General features: G+C 67.0%; 16 protein-coding genes and 1 pseudogene. 14 read left to right on the top strand and 3 right to left on the bottom strand.

The genetic code is table 11. The features are described 5' to 3' along the window. Nucleotides 1-303, bottom strand: a pseudogene (locus B2747_RS06700) (type II restriction endonuclease); the annotation flags it as partial. A 262-nt stretch (nt 304-565) separates the two neighbouring features. Between B2747_RS06700 and B2747_RS06695 the strand changes: the two are divergent. Genes B2747_RS06695 through B2747_RS06685 form a run of 3 tightly spaced genes read left to right on the top strand, consistent with a single transcriptional unit; the run spans nt 566 to nt 2,948 of the window. After that, on the top strand, nt 566-1,156 hold the full coding sequence (locus B2747_RS06695) for a ubiquinol-cytochrome c reductase iron-sulfur subunit (RefSeq protein ID WP_291158230.1): 591 nt from the start codon (nt 566-568) through the stop codon (nt 1,154-1,156). Beyond that, nucleotides 1,153-2,139, top strand: a complete 987-nt coding sequence (locus tag B2747_RS06690) for a cytochrome b (RefSeq protein WP_291158227.1) — start codon at nt 1,153-1,155, stop codon at nt 2,137-2,139. Before B2747_RS06695 ends, B2747_RS06690 begins: the two co-directional genes overlap by 4 nt. Further along, nucleotides 2,136-2,948, top strand: a complete 813-nt coding sequence (locus B2747_RS06685; RefSeq protein WP_291158225.1) for a helix-turn-helix domain-containing protein — start codon at nt 2,136-2,138, stop codon at nt 2,946-2,948. Before B2747_RS06690 ends, B2747_RS06685 begins: the two co-directional genes overlap by 4 nt. 439 nt (nt 2,949-3,387) lie before the next feature. On the opposite strand, the gene B2747_RS06680 is transcribed toward B2747_RS06685, so the two are convergent. Further along, on the bottom strand, nt 3,388-3,843 hold the full coding sequence (locus B2747_RS06680; protein WP_291158221.1) for a hypothetical protein: 456 nt from the start codon (nt 3,841-3,843) through the stop codon (nt 3,388-3,390). 61 nt (nt 3,844-3,904) lie between these two features. Here B2747_RS06680 and B2747_RS20235 point away from each other — a divergent pair, with 61 nt between their 5' ends. The 7 genes from B2747_RS20235 (at nt 3,905) to B2747_RS06645 (ending at nt 10,316) form a co-directional block, all read left to right on the top strand. Next, nucleotides 3,905-4,183, top strand: coding sequence for a hypothetical protein (locus B2747_RS20235; protein ID WP_414652187.1), 279 nt, complete (start codon nt 3,905-3,907; stop codon nt 4,181-4,183). Between the two features lie 11 nt (nt 4,184-4,194). Next, a complete protein-coding gene (locus B2747_RS06670; protein WP_291158217.1) occupies nt 4,195-4,575 on the top strand; it encodes a BON domain-containing protein in 381 nt (126 codons plus the stop codon). Between the two features lie 196 nt (nt 4,576-4,771). Beyond that, nucleotides 4,772-5,284, top strand: coding sequence for a hypothetical protein (locus tag B2747_RS06665; RefSeq protein ID WP_291158214.1), 513 nt, complete (start codon nt 4,772-4,774; stop codon nt 5,282-5,284). Next, nucleotides 5,281-5,946 (top strand): hypothetical protein, encoded by a 666-nt coding sequence (locus tag B2747_RS06660; RefSeq protein WP_291158211.1) that lies wholly within the window; start codon nt 5,281-5,283, stop codon nt 5,944-5,946. The genes B2747_RS06665 and B2747_RS06660 overlap by 4 nt, the downstream gene beginning before the upstream one ends. Nucleotides 5,947-7,150: 1,204 nt before the next feature. Then, nucleotides 7,151-8,554: a cytochrome b/b6 domain-containing protein gene (locus B2747_RS06655; RefSeq protein ID WP_291158208.1), complete on the top strand. Its 1,404-nt coding sequence runs from the start codon at nt 7,151-7,153 to the stop codon at nt 8,552-8,554. A 69-nt stretch (nt 8,555-8,623) separates the two neighbouring features. Then, nucleotides 8,624-9,439, top strand: a complete 816-nt coding sequence (locus B2747_RS06650) for a DUF4198 domain-containing protein (protein WP_291158206.1) — start codon at nt 8,624-8,626, stop codon at nt 9,437-9,439. A 10-nt stretch (nt 9,440-9,449) separates the two neighbouring features. Further along, nucleotides 9,450-10,316, top strand: a complete 867-nt coding sequence (locus B2747_RS06645) for a patatin-like phospholipase family protein (RefSeq protein ID WP_291158203.1) — start codon at nt 9,450-9,452, stop codon at nt 10,314-10,316. Nucleotides 10,317-10,344: 28 nt separating this feature from the next. On the opposite strand, the gene B2747_RS06640 is transcribed toward B2747_RS06645, so the two are convergent. Then, a complete protein-coding gene (locus B2747_RS06640; RefSeq protein WP_291158201.1) occupies nt 10,345-10,626 on the bottom strand; it encodes a DUF5676 family membrane protein in 282 nt (93 codons plus the stop codon). Nucleotides 10,627-10,935: 309 nt separating this feature from the next. Between B2747_RS06640 and B2747_RS06635 the strand changes: the two genes are divergently transcribed. The 4 genes from B2747_RS06635 to B2747_RS06620 all read left to right on the top strand — a co-directional run bounded on the left by B2747_RS06635 (nt 10,936) and on the right by B2747_RS06620 (nt 16,136). After that, complete coding sequence (locus tag B2747_RS06635) at nt 10,936-11,586, top strand: hypothetical protein (protein ID WP_291158199.1); 651 nt, start codon at nt 10,936-10,938, stop codon at nt 11,584-11,586. 196 nt (nt 11,587-11,782) lie between these two features. Further along, nucleotides 11,783-13,723: a copper-translocating P-type ATPase gene (locus B2747_RS06630; RefSeq protein WP_291158196.1), complete on the top strand. Its 1,941-nt coding sequence runs from the start codon at nt 11,783-11,785 to the stop codon at nt 13,721-13,723. Further along, entirely contained in the window at nt 13,724-14,452 is a 729-nt protein-coding gene (locus B2747_RS06625; RefSeq protein ID WP_291158193.1) for a TIGR00730 family Rossman fold protein, read from the top strand. Nucleotides 14,453-15,410: 958 nt separating this feature from the next. After that, a complete protein-coding gene (locus tag B2747_RS06620) occupies nt 15,411-16,136 on the top strand; it encodes a TolC family protein (RefSeq protein ID WP_291158190.1) in 726 nt (241 codons plus the stop codon). The last annotated feature ends 8 nt before the right edge of the window (nt 16,137-16,144 follow it).

Raw genomic sequence — 16,144 nt, 5'->3', positions numbered from 1 at the left:
CGCGAGCTGATTCGCGCGATTTTCGTAGATGTCAGGTATCCGCAACTTTGGCTTCCAGAGGAACGCATGGTCTGCGCCCCTGAAGACCGGTCGCTGCTCCGCCACTGACCTCACGACCGTCTCGAGGGCGGAATCGCGATACTGCCGTCCAAGCCGGTCCGCCCGGATGGCATCGACGACCACTGCGATGCCTTTTCTGATGCCGCGGAAGTTCTTGAGGCGCTCCTCCCAGAGAAACCAGCGGCGGTAGGATCCCCCAGGGTCATCGTGCCACCGCGAAAGTAGCGTCGATAGCATATCCATTGGGTTCGCCCATCCGAGCTGGGATTAGTGGCCGGAGCTTTCGCAATGACGGAAGCTCCACCGCTGTCGATGGTGGCGCAAGGCGCTTCCACAGGCGCGCCTCCGGGTCGTCTGCGTGACCGACCTCTCGGCTGCGCCTGGGAGCCGCGCTCGACGAAGACTCGAGTGGAATCCTGACCCGAATCGGGATTTCCCCTACTGCGCTCTACGTTACGACGGATAAAATTTTGGCTCACACATGAGCCTCTAGGAGAGTCGAGTCGTGCGAGAATCGAGTGAAGACGTGGAACTCGCAGGACAGCGCCAGGGCGAGCGGGATGGCGATTCAGAGCGGGAGCTAGGCGGCGAATCCGGACGGCGCCGTTTCCTATCCCTTGTGAGCATCGCGAGCGCGGTGCTTACCGGGCTGATTGCCGGCTTCACCCCAGTGGCGGCGGCGCTCTCTCCGGCGTTCCGACGACCGCGGGCCGCCCGTTGGGTACGCGTGGTTCCTGACGTGAACTCCGTCGACATCGGCGTCCCATTCAAGGTCGATTTCATCGACGAGGTGCAGGATGGTTGGATCGAGTCGCGCGCGCTACGCAGCGTCTGGCTCTCCACCGAGGATGCCGTTGAGTTCAAGGCCTGGAGCGGCGTGTGCACGCATCTGGGTTGCAGCGTCTCATTCGACACGGAGAAGGACCGCTTCCACTGCCCGTGTCATCACGGGCTCTTCGACAAGCAATCTGGTGAGGTGCTCGGCGGTCCGCCTCCGCGCGGGCTTGATCCGTTGCCGGTGAAGGTCGAGAACGACGAGGTATTCGTCCAGTACGTGACGTTCCGAGTTGGGACCGAGCATCGGGAGCCGTTGTGACCTCGGCGCCTCGTCCCAGCTCTGGGTGGTGGCAGCGACGGCTCGACATCGCCTCGCTCCGGCGTTCGTTGCTCGATCGCGAGATGCCCGGCGGGCTGACCTGGTGGCACACACTCGGCAGCGCGACGTTGACGGTGTTCCTGCTGCAGGCGGTCACGGGCGCGGTGCTCGCGATGTACTACGCCCCGTCGCCCGACCACGCTTACGAGAGCATCCGTTACCTCGAGGGGCAGGTCCACTTGGGGCGCGTCCTGCGAGGCGTGCATAATTGGGGTGCCAGTGCGATGGTCGTGCTCGCCCTGCTCCACATGGTGCGCGTGTTTTCGTTCGGAGCGTACAAGTACCCCCGCGAGGCCAACTGGGTCGTGGGTGTCGGCCTTCTCGGCTTGGTGATGGCGTTCGGCTTCACGGGATACCTATTGCCGTGGGACCAACGAGCGTATTGGGCCACACAGGTGGGTACCAGCATTGCCGGAACGGTGCCCGGCGTCGGGGGGGCGGTCGCCGTCCTGCTCCGCGGCGGAACGCAACTCGGAGCGGAAACACTGACCCGCTTCTACGCCTTGCATGTGCTGTGGCTGCCGGCGGCGATCATCGGGTTGATCGGGCTGCATCTCGTGATGATTGTGCGGCAGGGCATCGCTGCGCCACCGCGCGTGCTCGCGGGCGACGAGGTAGCCGACTCGCTGCACGGCGCGGATCGCGCGCCGAGTCAGGTGCCGCGCCGATTGAGCGGCACTCGGCGGCCCGACGGGACGGTGCGATTCACGCTGAGTGCAGTAGAGGTCACGGCGCATCGCTGGCAGGTACAGTTGCTCCGCGCTGGCGATGCAACACTCGATCCGGCCGTGACGGTCGCGGAGTTCGGACCGGGGCCGCCTCCCGTGCACTCGTCCGGTACACACGCCGTTCGCACTGCAGGGTGGCTGGTCGTTGGCGTGATGGCAACGATGATGCTCGTGTCATCGGGGGGGTGGTGGTGAGGACCGACGGAGCCAGCCTGTCGCCGCAGGCTTGGGTCGGCATTGTGTCGGCCTGCGCCATCGCCGGAGTGCTGTTGCTGCACCCGCTGACGATGGTAATCTATTGGTTCGAGTTCCACCCGGCGCACGCCGCATCCGGCACGGTCGCCAACTTCGTCCTTGAACGGATGGTTGGGGTATTCCAGCGACGGATGGTAGGTATGACGGGCATCTTCGCCGCGCTCGGTGTGCTCCTGGGGCTTCCGGCCGTCGTGTTGACCCGCGCATTCACGGTGAGGGGAGATCGCATTCGGTCTCTGGAGCTTGAACTGAATCGCGGCATCCCAGACCTGATTGCTGCTGGCGAGAGCGAAATCCTCGAGTTCAAGTCTTCGGCACGCTGGGACCGGAACACCGGGAAGGTTGGCCGCGCCGTCGAGGCGGCGATCGTGCGCACGGTCGCCGCCTTGATGAACCATCGTGGCGGCTCGCTGTTGATTGGCGTGTCAGACAACGGAGAGATTGTCGGAATCGAGGAGGATCTGGCGACGCTGCGCCGTCGCGATCGCGACGGGTTCGAAGCGTACCTCGTGGGCCTGCTCGCGCATTCCTTGGGTGCGGCGGTCCTCCGACACGTGCACGTCGCGTTCAGTCGGCTGGAAGGAAAGGAACTCTGCCGCGTCGTCGTGCAACGCAGCCGCGGTCCGGTGTATGTGATGGATGGATCGACAGCGCGATACTTCGTGCGCACGGGAAACACTTCGCGAGAACTGGACGCACGCGAAGCCGTGCTGCACACGGCCGGTCGCCAGACGGAGCCGGAATCCTAGGGCGGGCGCCGACGCGGTGTGGCTGTCCAGCGATGAGCATCGCGCCGAGGGGACGTCCCTACCAGGTAGAGGGGAAACCCCGATTGTCCGTGACATTACGCTGCGTAAAATATTCTGAGAGCGATGGGCGCACGGTGAATGCCGCCGCCGTCCCATCGCGCGGTTCGTTCAGGGTGCGGTGGGTCCGGCGTCTCCTCGCCAGATTTGCGGCGCCAATCTCTCGGAGGATGCGGTCCATGATACGGCTGTCTCGAATGGATTTTCACCGGCGCGTTCGTTGCGTCGCGACACTGGTCGCGGCAGCGGCCTCTGCTCTGCTTCTCGCCCCGCGCGGGGGTATCGCGCAGACACCGAGCGGTGGTCGAGCGACCACCACAGCCCCAACCACCGCCGAACTCCAGCGACAGATCGCGGAGCTCCGGGCGGAGATTGCCCGCCTTCAGGCCGCAGTCGCGCGCCCATCGGCGTCCGCGTCGGCTGTCGGCCCGACAGGAGGCGCAGCGGCTGCCCCAGCAACGAGTGGGATGTCGGGCATGTCGGGCATGTCGGGCATGTCGGGCATGTCGGGCATGTCGGGAATGTCGGGGATGATGGGAATGATGAATATGGATAAGGGCGAGATGGGAATGCCGCCCGCCGGCATGCGGATGCCGATGGGCGCCTCCGGCGGCGCCGCGGCGGGCGGAATGGGCGGAATGGGCGGAATGGGCGGAATGGGCGGAATGGGCGGAATGGGCGGAATGGGCGGAATGGGCGGAATGGGCGGGATGAGAGGGATGGGTGGTGCCGCGAAGCCGCCGACCGACTCAGCAGCTACCGGAATGGCGGCAATGCCTGGGATGCCGAGTGCGGCTGGCTCCAGCGCCCCTGCGTCGGTCTCGCAGATTCCCGGCAACGCCGGGTCCTCTCATCTCAACCACATCGGGGCGACGGGATTCTTCCTCGATCAACCGCAGTTGCAACTCTCGGCGTCACAGCAGACGACGCTGAACGGCATCAAGTCCCGGGCGCTCCTCGCACGTGCCGAGTCGGAGCGGCAGGTGCAAAAGGCCGAGGAAGAGCTGTGGGCGCTCACCGGATCTGCACAGCCCGACGCAACCGCGGTGGAGGCAAAGGTCCGAGAGGTCGAGCGACTCCGAGCCGGCGCGCGACTCGATTTCATCGCGGCGGTTCGGGAGGCGACAAACGTGCTGACGGCCGCGCAGCGTCGCACGCTACTCGGGACCGCGCCGTGAGCATCCGGCGGATGGACGCAGGCTACGGGGCGATTCGACTCGGTCGCCTCGTGGCCGCCGGACTCTCGCTGTCGGCGCTGGCATTGTTGCTGGGATGCGAGTCAGGCGAGGAGAAGTTGCGCGAGCGCGTCGACGCCGCCCTTGCGGCGGACGATTCCGTCGGCAATTATCGCTTTGGTCTTGACGCAGACGGTGGACGAATGACGTTATCGGGTACCGTGCCAGACGTGGCCTATCGGCGCCGGGCGGTGGCCATCGTAACCGCGACCTCGGGAGTGACGGATGTCATCGATCGCATCGTGGTGGTGGCGCCCGTCGTTCCAGTGGACTCGACGTCCGCGCCTGCCGGCGCGAGAGCGCCCGCGCCGGGCGGTCGGATGGGACATATGTAGCGGCAATCGGTGGGCTGCCGCGCTCGCCGTCGCTGTATCGTGCATCGCGCTCCCGCCGTCGACCAGCGCGGCGCAGACGGCGGCCGAGCACGCGGCGCATCACCCAGCGCAGGATTCAGCGTCGCCGGCGGCGAAGATGCGGACGCCGCCCGCGACGGCGTCGCGCGCTCCAGCCACCGCGCCGGCGGTCATGTCTATGATGCAGGGCGCGCTCGAGCCATCGACCGAGATGGTTCCGCGCCTGATGCGCCTCTCGGTCGGTACGGACTCGGCGCGGGCGGACTTGGCGCGTCTTGCTGGCGAGCGGATGCTGGAGGGCACAACGCGGCTCGCGCGAGGCGTCGCCGGACTTGCGGCGGCGGAGGAGCGGGGCGAGAACGCGGCGATGTCGATCGCGCTCCAGGAGGCGCGCCATGGCCTCGGGATCATCGAGTCGGCCATCTCCGCACGGGCTGCGCTCGATACCAGCGTGGCACCAGCGGAGGTCGCGGACGCGTGGCTACGGTCGGAGCTGGGCCTTCCCGTCCCTGTCAGCGCGCAAGCGTCGCCTCCGCTGTCCTCTTTCCATCTTGCGCTGATGACCATCCTGCTGCTGTTCTTCGCCTCGATGGTCGTCATTCACTACCGGCGGATGCGAGCGATCGAGGCCTTGCTGGCAGCGCCGTCGGCGGCGGCCTCCGGTAGTACCTCGGCGCGAGCAGAGACGTGAGCCGCGGCGAGGATGTGGCGCTCGCGAGCGCACTGGTGATGTTGCTGCTTCTACTGTGGAGTGGGTTCGTCGTGCACGCGTCACCGCAGTTCCCCGGCAGCGTCGTTGGAGGTGTCGTGGGCATCGCCGCGGCCACGCTGATGTGGGTGCCGACGTTGTGGTATTCGCTGGCGAAACGAAGCGTGCGAATTCGCCAGGCGTTGCCGCGGCGACTGCCGATGCGAGAACTCCTCAAGTGGCATGTGCGCCTCGGCATCCTCGGCGCAATTCTGGCCATCCTCCACAGCGCACACCGCTTCGAGAGTCCGGTCGGGATTGTGCTCAGCGGACTCCTTCTTGTCGCCGTGACGACTGGGTATGTCGGGCGGTACTTCCTCGGCCTGGTCGCATCCGACCTCCGGCAGAAGACGGCCGACTTGGTTCGTGCGCGGGCGCTGTTCAGTTCCTTCGCAGCCGTGCCCGAGTCGAGTGTCGACGACTCTATCCAGCGAGCGCTGGCCGAGGCCATCGTAGATCTCGAGTACACGGTTACAGTTCACGACCATCTCTCCGGGCGCGCGGCGACGTGGCTCCGCGTGCACTTAGTCGTGTCCCTCGCGTTCCTGGCGGTCTTCGTGCTGCACGTCTCGGCCGCGATCTATCTGGGGCTGCGATGGTGGTGACTCGAAGCGGGCTCGCGACCGTAGGCGCCGTGTTCCTTGGTGTGCTCGCCGTCGCGGGTGCCGGATGGCTCGGAGCGAGTTCCACGCAACGCTCCGCCGTCCTCAGTCTCGTCAGCCCTGGTCCACTTTCGGCGGCGCACGCGCCCCTCGCGCGGGATTGCACCGGCTGCCACTCCCCCGGCGAGGGAGTGGTTCGCGCGAACTGCGTTTCGTGCCACGCGTCGAGCCCAGCGCTCCTCGATCGACAGCCGACACGGTTTCACACCACCGTCGCGACCTGCGCGAGCTGCCACGTCGAGCATCGAGGCGTTGCGACGCGCCCGATCTCAATGGATCATGAGGTGCTGCTCACGCGACCAGGTACGCAGCTCGACTGCGCGAGCTGCCACGCAACCGTGGATCCCCACCGTGAGAATTTCGGCCGAGCCTGTCAGGCGTGTCACGTCACGGACTCGTGGGAGGTCCCGCCGTTTCAGCACCCGTCGTCGCGTTCGACGCGCTGCGCGGACTGCCACAACGCACCACCCAGCCACCTGATGGAGCATTTTTCCATGGTGTCCCAGCGTGTGGCGCGGCGGCCAGATGCGTCCGTGACGCAGTGTGCCGCCTGCCATCACACCACGTCGTGGAACGAGATCGTGGGGGTCGGATGGTACAAGCACCATTGAAACGCCACGTGCGGACGCGAACGGGAGCGCTGGCCTGCGGCGTCCTCCTGCTGTGGCTGGCGACAGCCCGACCCGCCGTCGCTCAGTCGATGCGCGGGCATGAGACCGCGTCTGGCCAGGCCAGTGCCGTGGCCGCGAGTGTGCACGTCGGGCTGAGCTGTCGGAGCTGTCACGTCGGCGAGTCCGCCGAGCGGGGCGCCGTGCCGGATTCCGTGGCCAGTTGCGCCTCGTGCCACGCCATTCAGGCCTCGACTTCCCTGCGCGACGCACACGCGGCCGCGCGGGCGGCCGGACGCGTCGCGGCACCCACCTGCGTGTCGTGCCACGGTAGCCACAGCGTCCGCCCGGTGACGGATCCGAGGGCACTGACGCACCGCGCGAACGTCGCCGGACAGTGCAGCAGCTGTCACGTGCGAGCCGTTCGCGAATATCTCGGTGGCGTCCACGCAACGAGGACACTCGCCACAAATGGCGCGCCCGCCGCCACGTGTACGGACTGTCACGCGGCGCACGATGCGCGGGGCGGAGATGTGGGGATGTCGGCGGTGGGACGGTACCGCGTCGCGACAACCTGTGCCCGCTGCCACGAGGAGTCGCAGGCCGCGTACGCCAAGAGCGTGCACGCGTCGGCCGTACAGCTCGGCAATCCGCACGCCGCGACGTGCGTGTCGTGCCACGGCGGGCACGACACGGAGGCGGTGAGGGGGTCGGAAGCCACGGCCGCGGCCCTGCGGCGCTCCGCGCAGGACTGCGCCAGTTGCCACGGCGACATCCGTCTCGCGGGTGACCACGGCTTCACCGCGGCGGTGGTCTCGGATTATCGCGGTAGCTTCCACGGACTGGCCGCCGCGATCGGCGACCGGCGTGTCGCGAACTGCGCCAGTTGCCACGGCAACCACGACATTCGCAGCGCTGCCGACTCGGGCGCGCGCACGCATCCAGCGAACGTCGGTGCGACCTGCGGATCCTGCCATGTGGGCGCCACGGCGACGTTCGCCGCTGGTGGCATTCACCATACGCCAACAACGGTCGGGCACAGGCTCGTGGAGTCGGTGCGCGCGATGTACGTCATGCTGATTGCCGCGCTCCTCACGCTGATGGCTTTGCATAACGTCGTCGATTGGCAGCGGGCGTGGCGCGACCGGCGCCGACGTGTAGCTGCGGAGCCCGCTGCAATGCCCCACGCCGCCGACTATCTGCGCTTCACCCGCAACGAGCGCCTCCAACACTGGTGGCTCGTAGCGAGTTTCGTGGTACTCGTGCTGAGCGGGTTTGCGCTGCGATTCGGTTGGACCCTCCCCGTCTTGGGGCCGTCCATGGGTGCGTTGCTGAGAGCGTGGGCGCACCGGACCGCGGCCCTCGCATTGCTCGCGGGTGGGCTGTATCACCTCGGATATCTCGCGCTCACGGTCCGCGGGCGCGCGCTCATCGGCGCGCTGCTTCCGCGGCTGCGACGCGTTCGCGATGCGCTGTGCCTGGCCGGATGCTGCCTCCGGCTGGGCCCGCCGAGCGTGCCGGACTGGAAGGAACTGATCCAGACGCTTCGGTATAACATCGGCGTCACCGATGTACGTCCCCGAGTCGGACGGTTCTCGTACGCCGAGAAGATGGAGTACTTCGCCTTGGTCTGGGGCACGGTGGTGATGGCCGCGACGGGACTCGTGCTCTGGCTCGAGGTGCCGTTCCTCAATCGGTTTCCATTCTGGGCGTTCCAGGTCGCATCCGTCGTACATTTGTACGAGGCCATTCTCGCGACACTCGCAATTGTCGTGTGGCACTTCTACTTTGTGATGCTACGGCCGGATGTGTTCCCACTCTCGAAGGTAATGTGCACGGGTCGGCTCTCGCGCGACCAAATGGAACACGAGCACCCGCGCGAGTTGGAGGAGTTGGAGGCCGCGAAGAGCCAACGCCCAGATGCGGGTGCGGTCCAAACCTAGAAAACGGAGGAGTGTGTGAACGCCAAGCGATGGTCGCGGTCGTTCCGGTACAGATCCGTCGTTCTCGCCGTGCTGATCCTCGGCATCGGCGTCCTTCCGGCCTTCGCGCACGACTTCTGGCTCGTTCCGATCGGCTTCCGGCTCGCCCCCGGCGACGAGCTGGTCGTCCTCGGCCAGACCAGCAGCGCCTTCCCGGCGAGCGAGTCGGCACTGTCCAGGGAGCGCGTCGCGGACGCACGCGTGCTGGACGCGGCCGGCGAGACACGCATCGTGGATTTCGAAGCCAGCGGGAATTCGCTGCGATTGCGTCACCGCCCGACGGGGACGGGCCAGCGGATGGTTGTGGTGTCGACGGTCCCGAGATCCGTGCGCGAATCGGCGGCGGGATTCCGGCGCTACCTCGAGCTCGAGGGAGCGGGCGCCGTGCTGGCGCGTCTGGAGCGGGAAGGACGCGTGCCTCGCGACAGCGTGACGCGACGCTACGCCAAGTACGCCAAGACGTTCGTCGAGGTGGGTGAGGGTGGGCCTCGCGGGTGGTCCCGAATTGTGGGCCAACCGCTTGAACTCCTGCCGCTGACTGATCCGTCCGTGTTGCACCCTGGAGATACCCTGCGCGTGCGTGTGCTGTTCGGCGGGCAACCGCTCAGCGGCGTCCGCCTTGAGGCCGGTGTGGTCAGTCGGCCTGCGGACGCGAACCTGAACGCGCTGGCGGGACAGGAGCGGCACGGCACGTTCATCACCGATGGCCAAGGGGTGCTGCACATTCCGATCGATCGCGGCGGCCTCTGGAACCTGCGCGGCCTGCACGTGGCCGACGCGCCGGCCGGGAGCGGCGCGGATTGGGACACGCACTGGGTGACGCTGGTGTTCCTCGTGATGCACTGAGGCCATTCCCGTGCCCGGCAATCCGCGCCCCCATCTGCCCTTCGCCCTCGTGCTGGGTGGAGGGGGCGCGCGAGGATTCGCCCACCTCGGTGTGCTCCGAGGTCTGGAGCACCTCGGCTACCGTCCCCAGGCGATTGTTGGCGTCTCGATGGGCGCGATTGTCGGTGTGGCATATGCCCTCCGCCAGGACTGGTATGCGGCGGTGAGCCGCGTGAAGCTACCGGATCTTGCGGGTGCGCACGGCAGGGCCGCGGAATCGGGCGGGCCTCTTCGCTCCGCGATCCGGACGTTGCGCATGGCGGCCTCTATGGCTTGGGATTGGGGCCTAGGTAGTCATGTGCGCGAGGCCGGGCGGGCCGAACTGCGTGCGCTCCTCGGGCAACAGCGACTCGAGGACGCGCGCATCCCCGTGGCCGTCTCGGCAACCGACCTAAGGAGCGGGACGCGCGTGGTGCTGAAAACGGGACGCGCCGATGACGCCGTGTACGCGAGCGCTGCACTCGCGGGCGTCTTGCCTCCCCTAGCCATGGACGACTGGCTCCTTGCGGACGGCGCGTATTCCGACCTCGCGCCGGTCGATGTGGCACGCGAGTTCGGTCTCCCGGCGGTGGTCGCCGTGGATGCCGGGGCGCTCGAGCGTGCCGACGGGATTCGTAATGGGTATCAAGCGCTCCTGCGAGCCACCGAGATCTGCCATCGTCAGCACGCGCACCTTCGCTTCGCTTCGGCTGACCTCACGCTGCGGCCGCGATTCGTGCGGTTCATCGACACGCTCGAGTTCTCCGCTCGCCGGGAGTGCGTGGCGGCGGGCATTCGCGTCGTGCGCGCGGAGACGCCGGCAATCCGCCGGCTTCTCGAGGGCCGACGCGACGCCTAGTTGGTACCCGACGAACCACCCGTGCGAATCAGCGCTCTGGCGCGACGTATCGGTTGTAGAGCGCCGCCGCCGCCGCGAAGGCGCCGCTGGCGATGAGCCCCCATCCGAGCACGCTGACCACGAGGCCGACCCAGCTGACCACGGGTGCTACCATCGAGAGATCCGCGTGCAGGAGGTAGCCCGCAAGCGTCCAGGTGGAGTCCGGTGCGAGCAGTAGCGCGACGCCGCAGATTGCCGAGAGCGTCGCCGCGACAATGCCCGCAGCGAGGCCGAATGCGCGAACGTTGAGTGATGAACTTTCGGATGGCATATCAGACTCCGGTTAAGGTGTGTTTGGGCCGACGGCGGGAGGGCGCTGCTCGAGACCACCACGGAACGGCTTTCGGCAGACCTTCGCCCGTGTTCGCAATTTCGGGCGTACCGGACGCGGACACCATCGGGGATTTGACCAGCCGTGCTCGGGTATTGCCTTGCAGCGAGATGCGGCCGCGGCTGCGATTCGCCACGTCAGGCTTTACCCTATGTAAAATCGGGAGTTTCGCGACTACGCATCTGGCTGACGGACGCGATTATTGGCGCAAGACTCATCTCTCGGAACTTCGTCCTCGGGGCCGGTCGAATGGACACCAGCGTGGCGCTCGTAGAAACATATCTTCGAATGAACGGCTACTTCACTGTGGCCGAGTTCCCGATTGTCGCGCGTGTTCCTGGACCGCAGGGCCACACAGAGCTTCGAACGCGGACCGATCTCGACATCCTGGCCTTCCGGTTTCCGCGGGCTCAGCACCTCGTGCCGGCAGCCGGGACCGCGACAGCCGACGACCGTGAAGCCGGAGTGCTCGATGAAGCGCTCGGTGTTTCTGCCGACGTTGGGGACATGATCATCGGCGAGGTCAAAGAGGGCGTCGCTGAGCTCAACGCCGCGGCCCGGGATCCCGCGGTCTTGCGCGCGGCACTGGCGCGCTTCGGCTGCTGCAGTGCGGGAGAGGCCGCGCGCGCGGCGCGAGAACTTCTGCACGTTGGCAGTGTCGAGCTTCGCCACGGCCATCGCGCCAGGCTGGTAGCGTTCGGCTCGGTGGTGCCGTCAGCGTCGGCGGCCGGCGGACCGTCACACTGCGTGGCCCTTCCGCACGTATTCGACTATCTTCGGCGGCAGATTGCGAGAGACTGGAACGTAATGAAGGCCGGCGGCACCAAAGATGAGGCGCTGGGATGGTTGCTGCTGGAGGAAAAGGCGCGTCGAGCGTCACTGGCCGGAGCGGCTCGATGACGTGCGTTGCCGGTGTGTCTGTCCGTTTCGCTCAACCCAACGAGGCCGCCCGATGACCGAGCACCATGATCACAACCACGCGTCCACTCCGAGTCACGCGAGTCACGCGAGTCACGCGAGTCACGCTGGACCGGAGGGACACGCCAACCTGCAGCCCCACACCGATCACGATCGCCACGCCGGACACAGCCCCGCGATGTTCCGCCAGAAATTCTGGCTCTCGCTCATCCTCACGATCCCGGTGGTCGTCTGGGCGGAGCATATCCAGGATCTCCTCGGCTACACCGCGCCGTCGTTTCCGGGATCGGATCGACTGCCAGCGTTGCTCGGGACGGTCATCTTCTTCTATGGCGGGCTGATCTTCCTCCGCGGTGCGTGGACCGAGATCCGCAGTCGATTGCCCGGGATGATGACCCTCATCTCCTTGGCCATCACCGTCGCGTTCGTCTTTTCCGCCGTCGTGGAACTCGGCTTCATCGAGGCCGAGGCGCTGTGGTGGGAGTCGTCGACGCTCATCACGATCATGCTGCTGGGGCACTGGATCGAGATGCGCTCAATCTCCGAGGCCAGCGGCGCGTTGCAGGAACTGGCGAAGCTGATCCCGGATATGGCGCACCGAGTCGTCGAAGGCGGCGAGGAGGACGTCACCGTGGGCCAGTTGCGCGCCGGCGACACCCTCGTGGTGCGGCCGGGCGAGAGCATCCCCGCGGACGGCATCGTCCGGAAGGGACGCAGCGATGTGAACGAGGCCATGATTACTGGCGAGTCGCGACCGGTGACGAAGGATGAGGGTGTTGAGGTGATTGCGGGCACGATCAACGGCACCGGATCATTGCGCATCGAGGTCACGGGGACGGGCGACAAGACGAAGCTCTCCGGAATCATGCGTCTCGTCTCGGACGCGCAGCGCTCGAAGTCTCGGGTCCAGCACCTAGCGGACCGGGCCGCGCAGATCCTGACGGTCGTTGCGATTGTGGCGGGGGCCGTGACGTTCGCCGTCTGGCAGTATCTCGGCGCGCCGATTGACTTTGCACTCACGCGCGTGGTGACGGTGCTGGTGATTTCCTGTCCGCACGCGCTGGGCCTCGCGGTGCCACTGGTCGTGGCGATATCTACGACGCTGGGCGTGCACGGCGGGTTACTGGTGCGTGACCGTCGCGGACTCGAGGAAGCTCGGCTTCTCGATACCGTCATCTTCGACAAGACGGGAACGCTGACGCTCGGTGAGTTCCGCGTCGTGGACCTCGGGGTCCGCGACGGGATTGTGCCGGACGAAGCGCTCACCATCGCAGCTGCGATCGAATCCGAGTCCGAGCATCCAATTGCCCGTGGAATTGTGAAGACGGCCGCCGACCGCTCGCTGGTGCTCCCGACCGTCGAGGGGTTCAACGCCATCCCGGGACGCGGCGTCGAGGCGACCGTGCACGGCACGCCGTATCGGATCGGCGGGCCAGCCTTGCTCGAGCAGCTCGGCGCCGACGTGCCGGACGTGCTTCGGACCGCGGCCGAGAAGGCATCCGCGCGCGGACAAGCAGCGATCTACTTGCTGTCCGGCAGCGCGGCGATTGCCGTTTTCGTGGTGGCCGACGCGATCCGCGAGGAGAGCCGCGCAGCCATCGCCGCGCTACACGCGGCGGGCATCGAAGTGGCGATGCTCACCGGGGACGCCGAGCCCGTCGCGATGGCGGTAGCTGCCGACCTCGGGATTGACACCGTATTCGCCCGCGTCCTCCCGGAAGACAAGGCATCACGCGTCCGCGCCCTCCAGGCGCAGGGCAAGAAGGTCGCCATGGTCGGCGATGGCGTGAACGACGCGCCGGCCCTCGCCACGGCGGACATCGGCATCGCAATCGGCGCCGGCACCGACGTCGCGGTCGAGGCCGGACACATCGTTCTGGTGCGTTCGGATCCGCGAGACATCCCGAGGCTCGTGGCGCTGTCGCGCGCGACGTATAGGAAGATGATCCAGAATTTGTGGTGGGCCGCCGGGTACAACATCGTCGCGATCCCGCTCGCGGCCGGTGCGCTCTCGGCGTGGGGCATCCTGCTGACGCCTGCGATGGGCGCGGTGCTGATGTCGGTGAGCACGATTGTCGTTGCGATCAACGCGCAGCTTCTACGCCGCGCAGAGCTCTGAATGACCACACATAGCGCCGCTCACGCCCTAGCAGACCTTCGCCTTGCCGCGCTCGTGGCCGCGAACCGTCCCGATGATCAGGATCGGGTGCATCGCATTGCGGCTGAGGCGAGTCATGCCTTCGAGGCACTGGCCGGAGTCCGCAATGGCGTCACGGTCTTCGGTTCCGCTCGGGCCGCGCCAGAGGCACGCTGGGGCGTCGTCGCGCGCGAAGTGTCCGCCGCACTTGCGGCCGCCGGATTCACGGTGATTACGGGTGGTGGCCCGGGTCTGATGGCCTCCGCAAACCAAGGCGCATCGGAGAGCGGTGCGCAGTCTGTCGGTCTCACGATCGAGTTACCGCTCGACGAGCCGCCCAACCCCTTCCTCACGCTTCGCGTACCGTTCCACTACTTTTTCCTCCGCAAGCTCGCGCTCGTTCGGTACAGCTGCGCGTTTGTAATCCTTCCAGGTGGGTTCGGGACGCTCGACGAGCTCTTCGAGGCGCTGAACCTCCGACGCACGAACCGTCTCGAGTCGTTTCCAATCATTCTCGTGGGAACCGCGTACTGGCGTGGCCTTGTGGACTGGCTCCGTGAGACCGCCGTCCACGCTGGGACGCTCTCGCTTGAGGACGTCGAGGCCCTTACGGTCACCGACGACCCGGCGGCGGTCGTGGCTGAGGTCGCGCACTGTCACGCGACATTGTGTCGCACGCTCGGCGTCGCGCACGCATCACCCGCAACCTAGAAGGCCCATTGCGATACCGTGGACACATCGGGCGCTCCGGTGCCCATGGCGAATCCGGCCGCCTGCCGAGGTGAGAGGGCCGAGACGGGAGAGCGGGAAGGCGCACTTGCCGGAAGAGGCGTCAAAGACACGTCCGCAGGCGACCGCAACGTTCTCCGACGCCCACGTGTGAACTTCCCGACTGCACAACCAGTTTCGGCCCAATGGCAATCATCCCCGGTTGTCGTCGCAGCGGCACGCACTGCGAGCGCGCCGAGTGACAGGCTCATTGATATGCTGACGAATCAGCGCGCGCCACTGACAGCGCTGGCCAATCGCGAACGGCAGTTGGCCGAGGTCGTCGGCCAACACCGCAACATCTGCCGCTTCGCGACGCTTCCGCGTGCCGCGAGTTCTCGAATCGTCACAACCGCTTCCGCGGGTGCGCAGAGGGAACCATGGCAACCACGGCGTCCGATAACATGGGTAACACCCCACGTGCGCCGCCTCGACCGCCCTCGTTTCGCCAGTCGCTCCGATGCCCTGGCGGAAGACGAGTCACATGGACCAACGCCCGCGCGCTCTCGAGGACGTCTGCCCCGAGCGGATGTCGAGGAACGCGCTTGTCGCGCCTGCGCGCACCGTGCATCGCGGCGTCAGCCCTCGGGTCGCCGTCAACAAACGTCGGCGCCGTGTGGTGACCGTGTGAGTTGTCGCGGTCGGGGCCGCGAGAGGAGGCCTGACTTGACCGGCCGTTCCCCTTGCTACGGAGCCGGCGGGGCGTCATGTTTTACCTTACGTAAAAACAGGGACCGCATAACAGGCGGGGTGCGCCCGGTATGCCATACTCCCCCGCATGACAGCCGTCACAGCCCTTCTCAGGTTCGCTCCCCGACACGCGCAGCGGCAGAAGATGACGAGAGCGTATACGTGGTTCAGGACGCGAGGGCGGTGTCGCCAGATTGCTGGCGGACTACTCGTGACGTTGCTGGCGGTCGTCCCGCTCGACGCCCAGCAGGGACCGGGCCAGATTAGGGTTCTCGCACCCGGCGCCACGCGCGAGGACCTCATTCTCGGCCGCCTGTACGCCGCCGCAGACTCCGCCAACCCCAGACTCCGGGCAGCCGACGCACGGGCGCGCGCGCTCGAGGCGCAAGCCGTGACGACCACGCGTCCCCCCGATCCTCGCCTGCAGCTCGGGTGGATGAACCGCGAACTGCCGGGACTCGGACCGATGAATCCTCTCGGAATGACGCAGCTGCAAGTGATGCAGATGCTGCCCACGGCCGGCAAGCTCGGACTGGCCGCGCGCGCCGCGCGCACGCGGGCATCCGGCGCAGAATTCCGCGCACGCGACGTCGCGTGGGAGGTCCGGGCCGCGGTCGCGGCGGCGTTCTATGAGCTGTATCGCGTGGAGCGTGCCGTGGCGATTGCCCGCGAGACGCGCCAGTTGATGGAAAACGTCGCTGCGGTGGCCGACGCGATGTATCGGGTGGGCGAGGCGCCACAGGCCGACGTGCTCCGGGCGCGTGTTGAAGTGGCCCGAATGACGGAGGAGATCGTGGTGATGGAGGCGATGCGCCAGGTGGCCCTCGCACGCCTCGGCGGACTGCTCGATCAGTCCTTCGACGATGCGACCCCGCCAGCAGCCCTGCCCTTGTTCCCGGCTGAGCTCCCCCCGCACACTGACCTAGGGAAGCTCTGATCAGGTAG

The organism is Gemmatimonas sp. UBA7669 (assembly GCF_002483225.1).
In the GTDB taxonomy this organism is placed as follows: Bacteria; Gemmatimonadota; Gemmatimonadetes; order Gemmatimonadales; family Gemmatimonadaceae; genus Gemmatimonas.
Note: the sequence above shows the minus strand (reverse complement) of the source record. Positions and strands in the feature narration are given on the sequence as shown.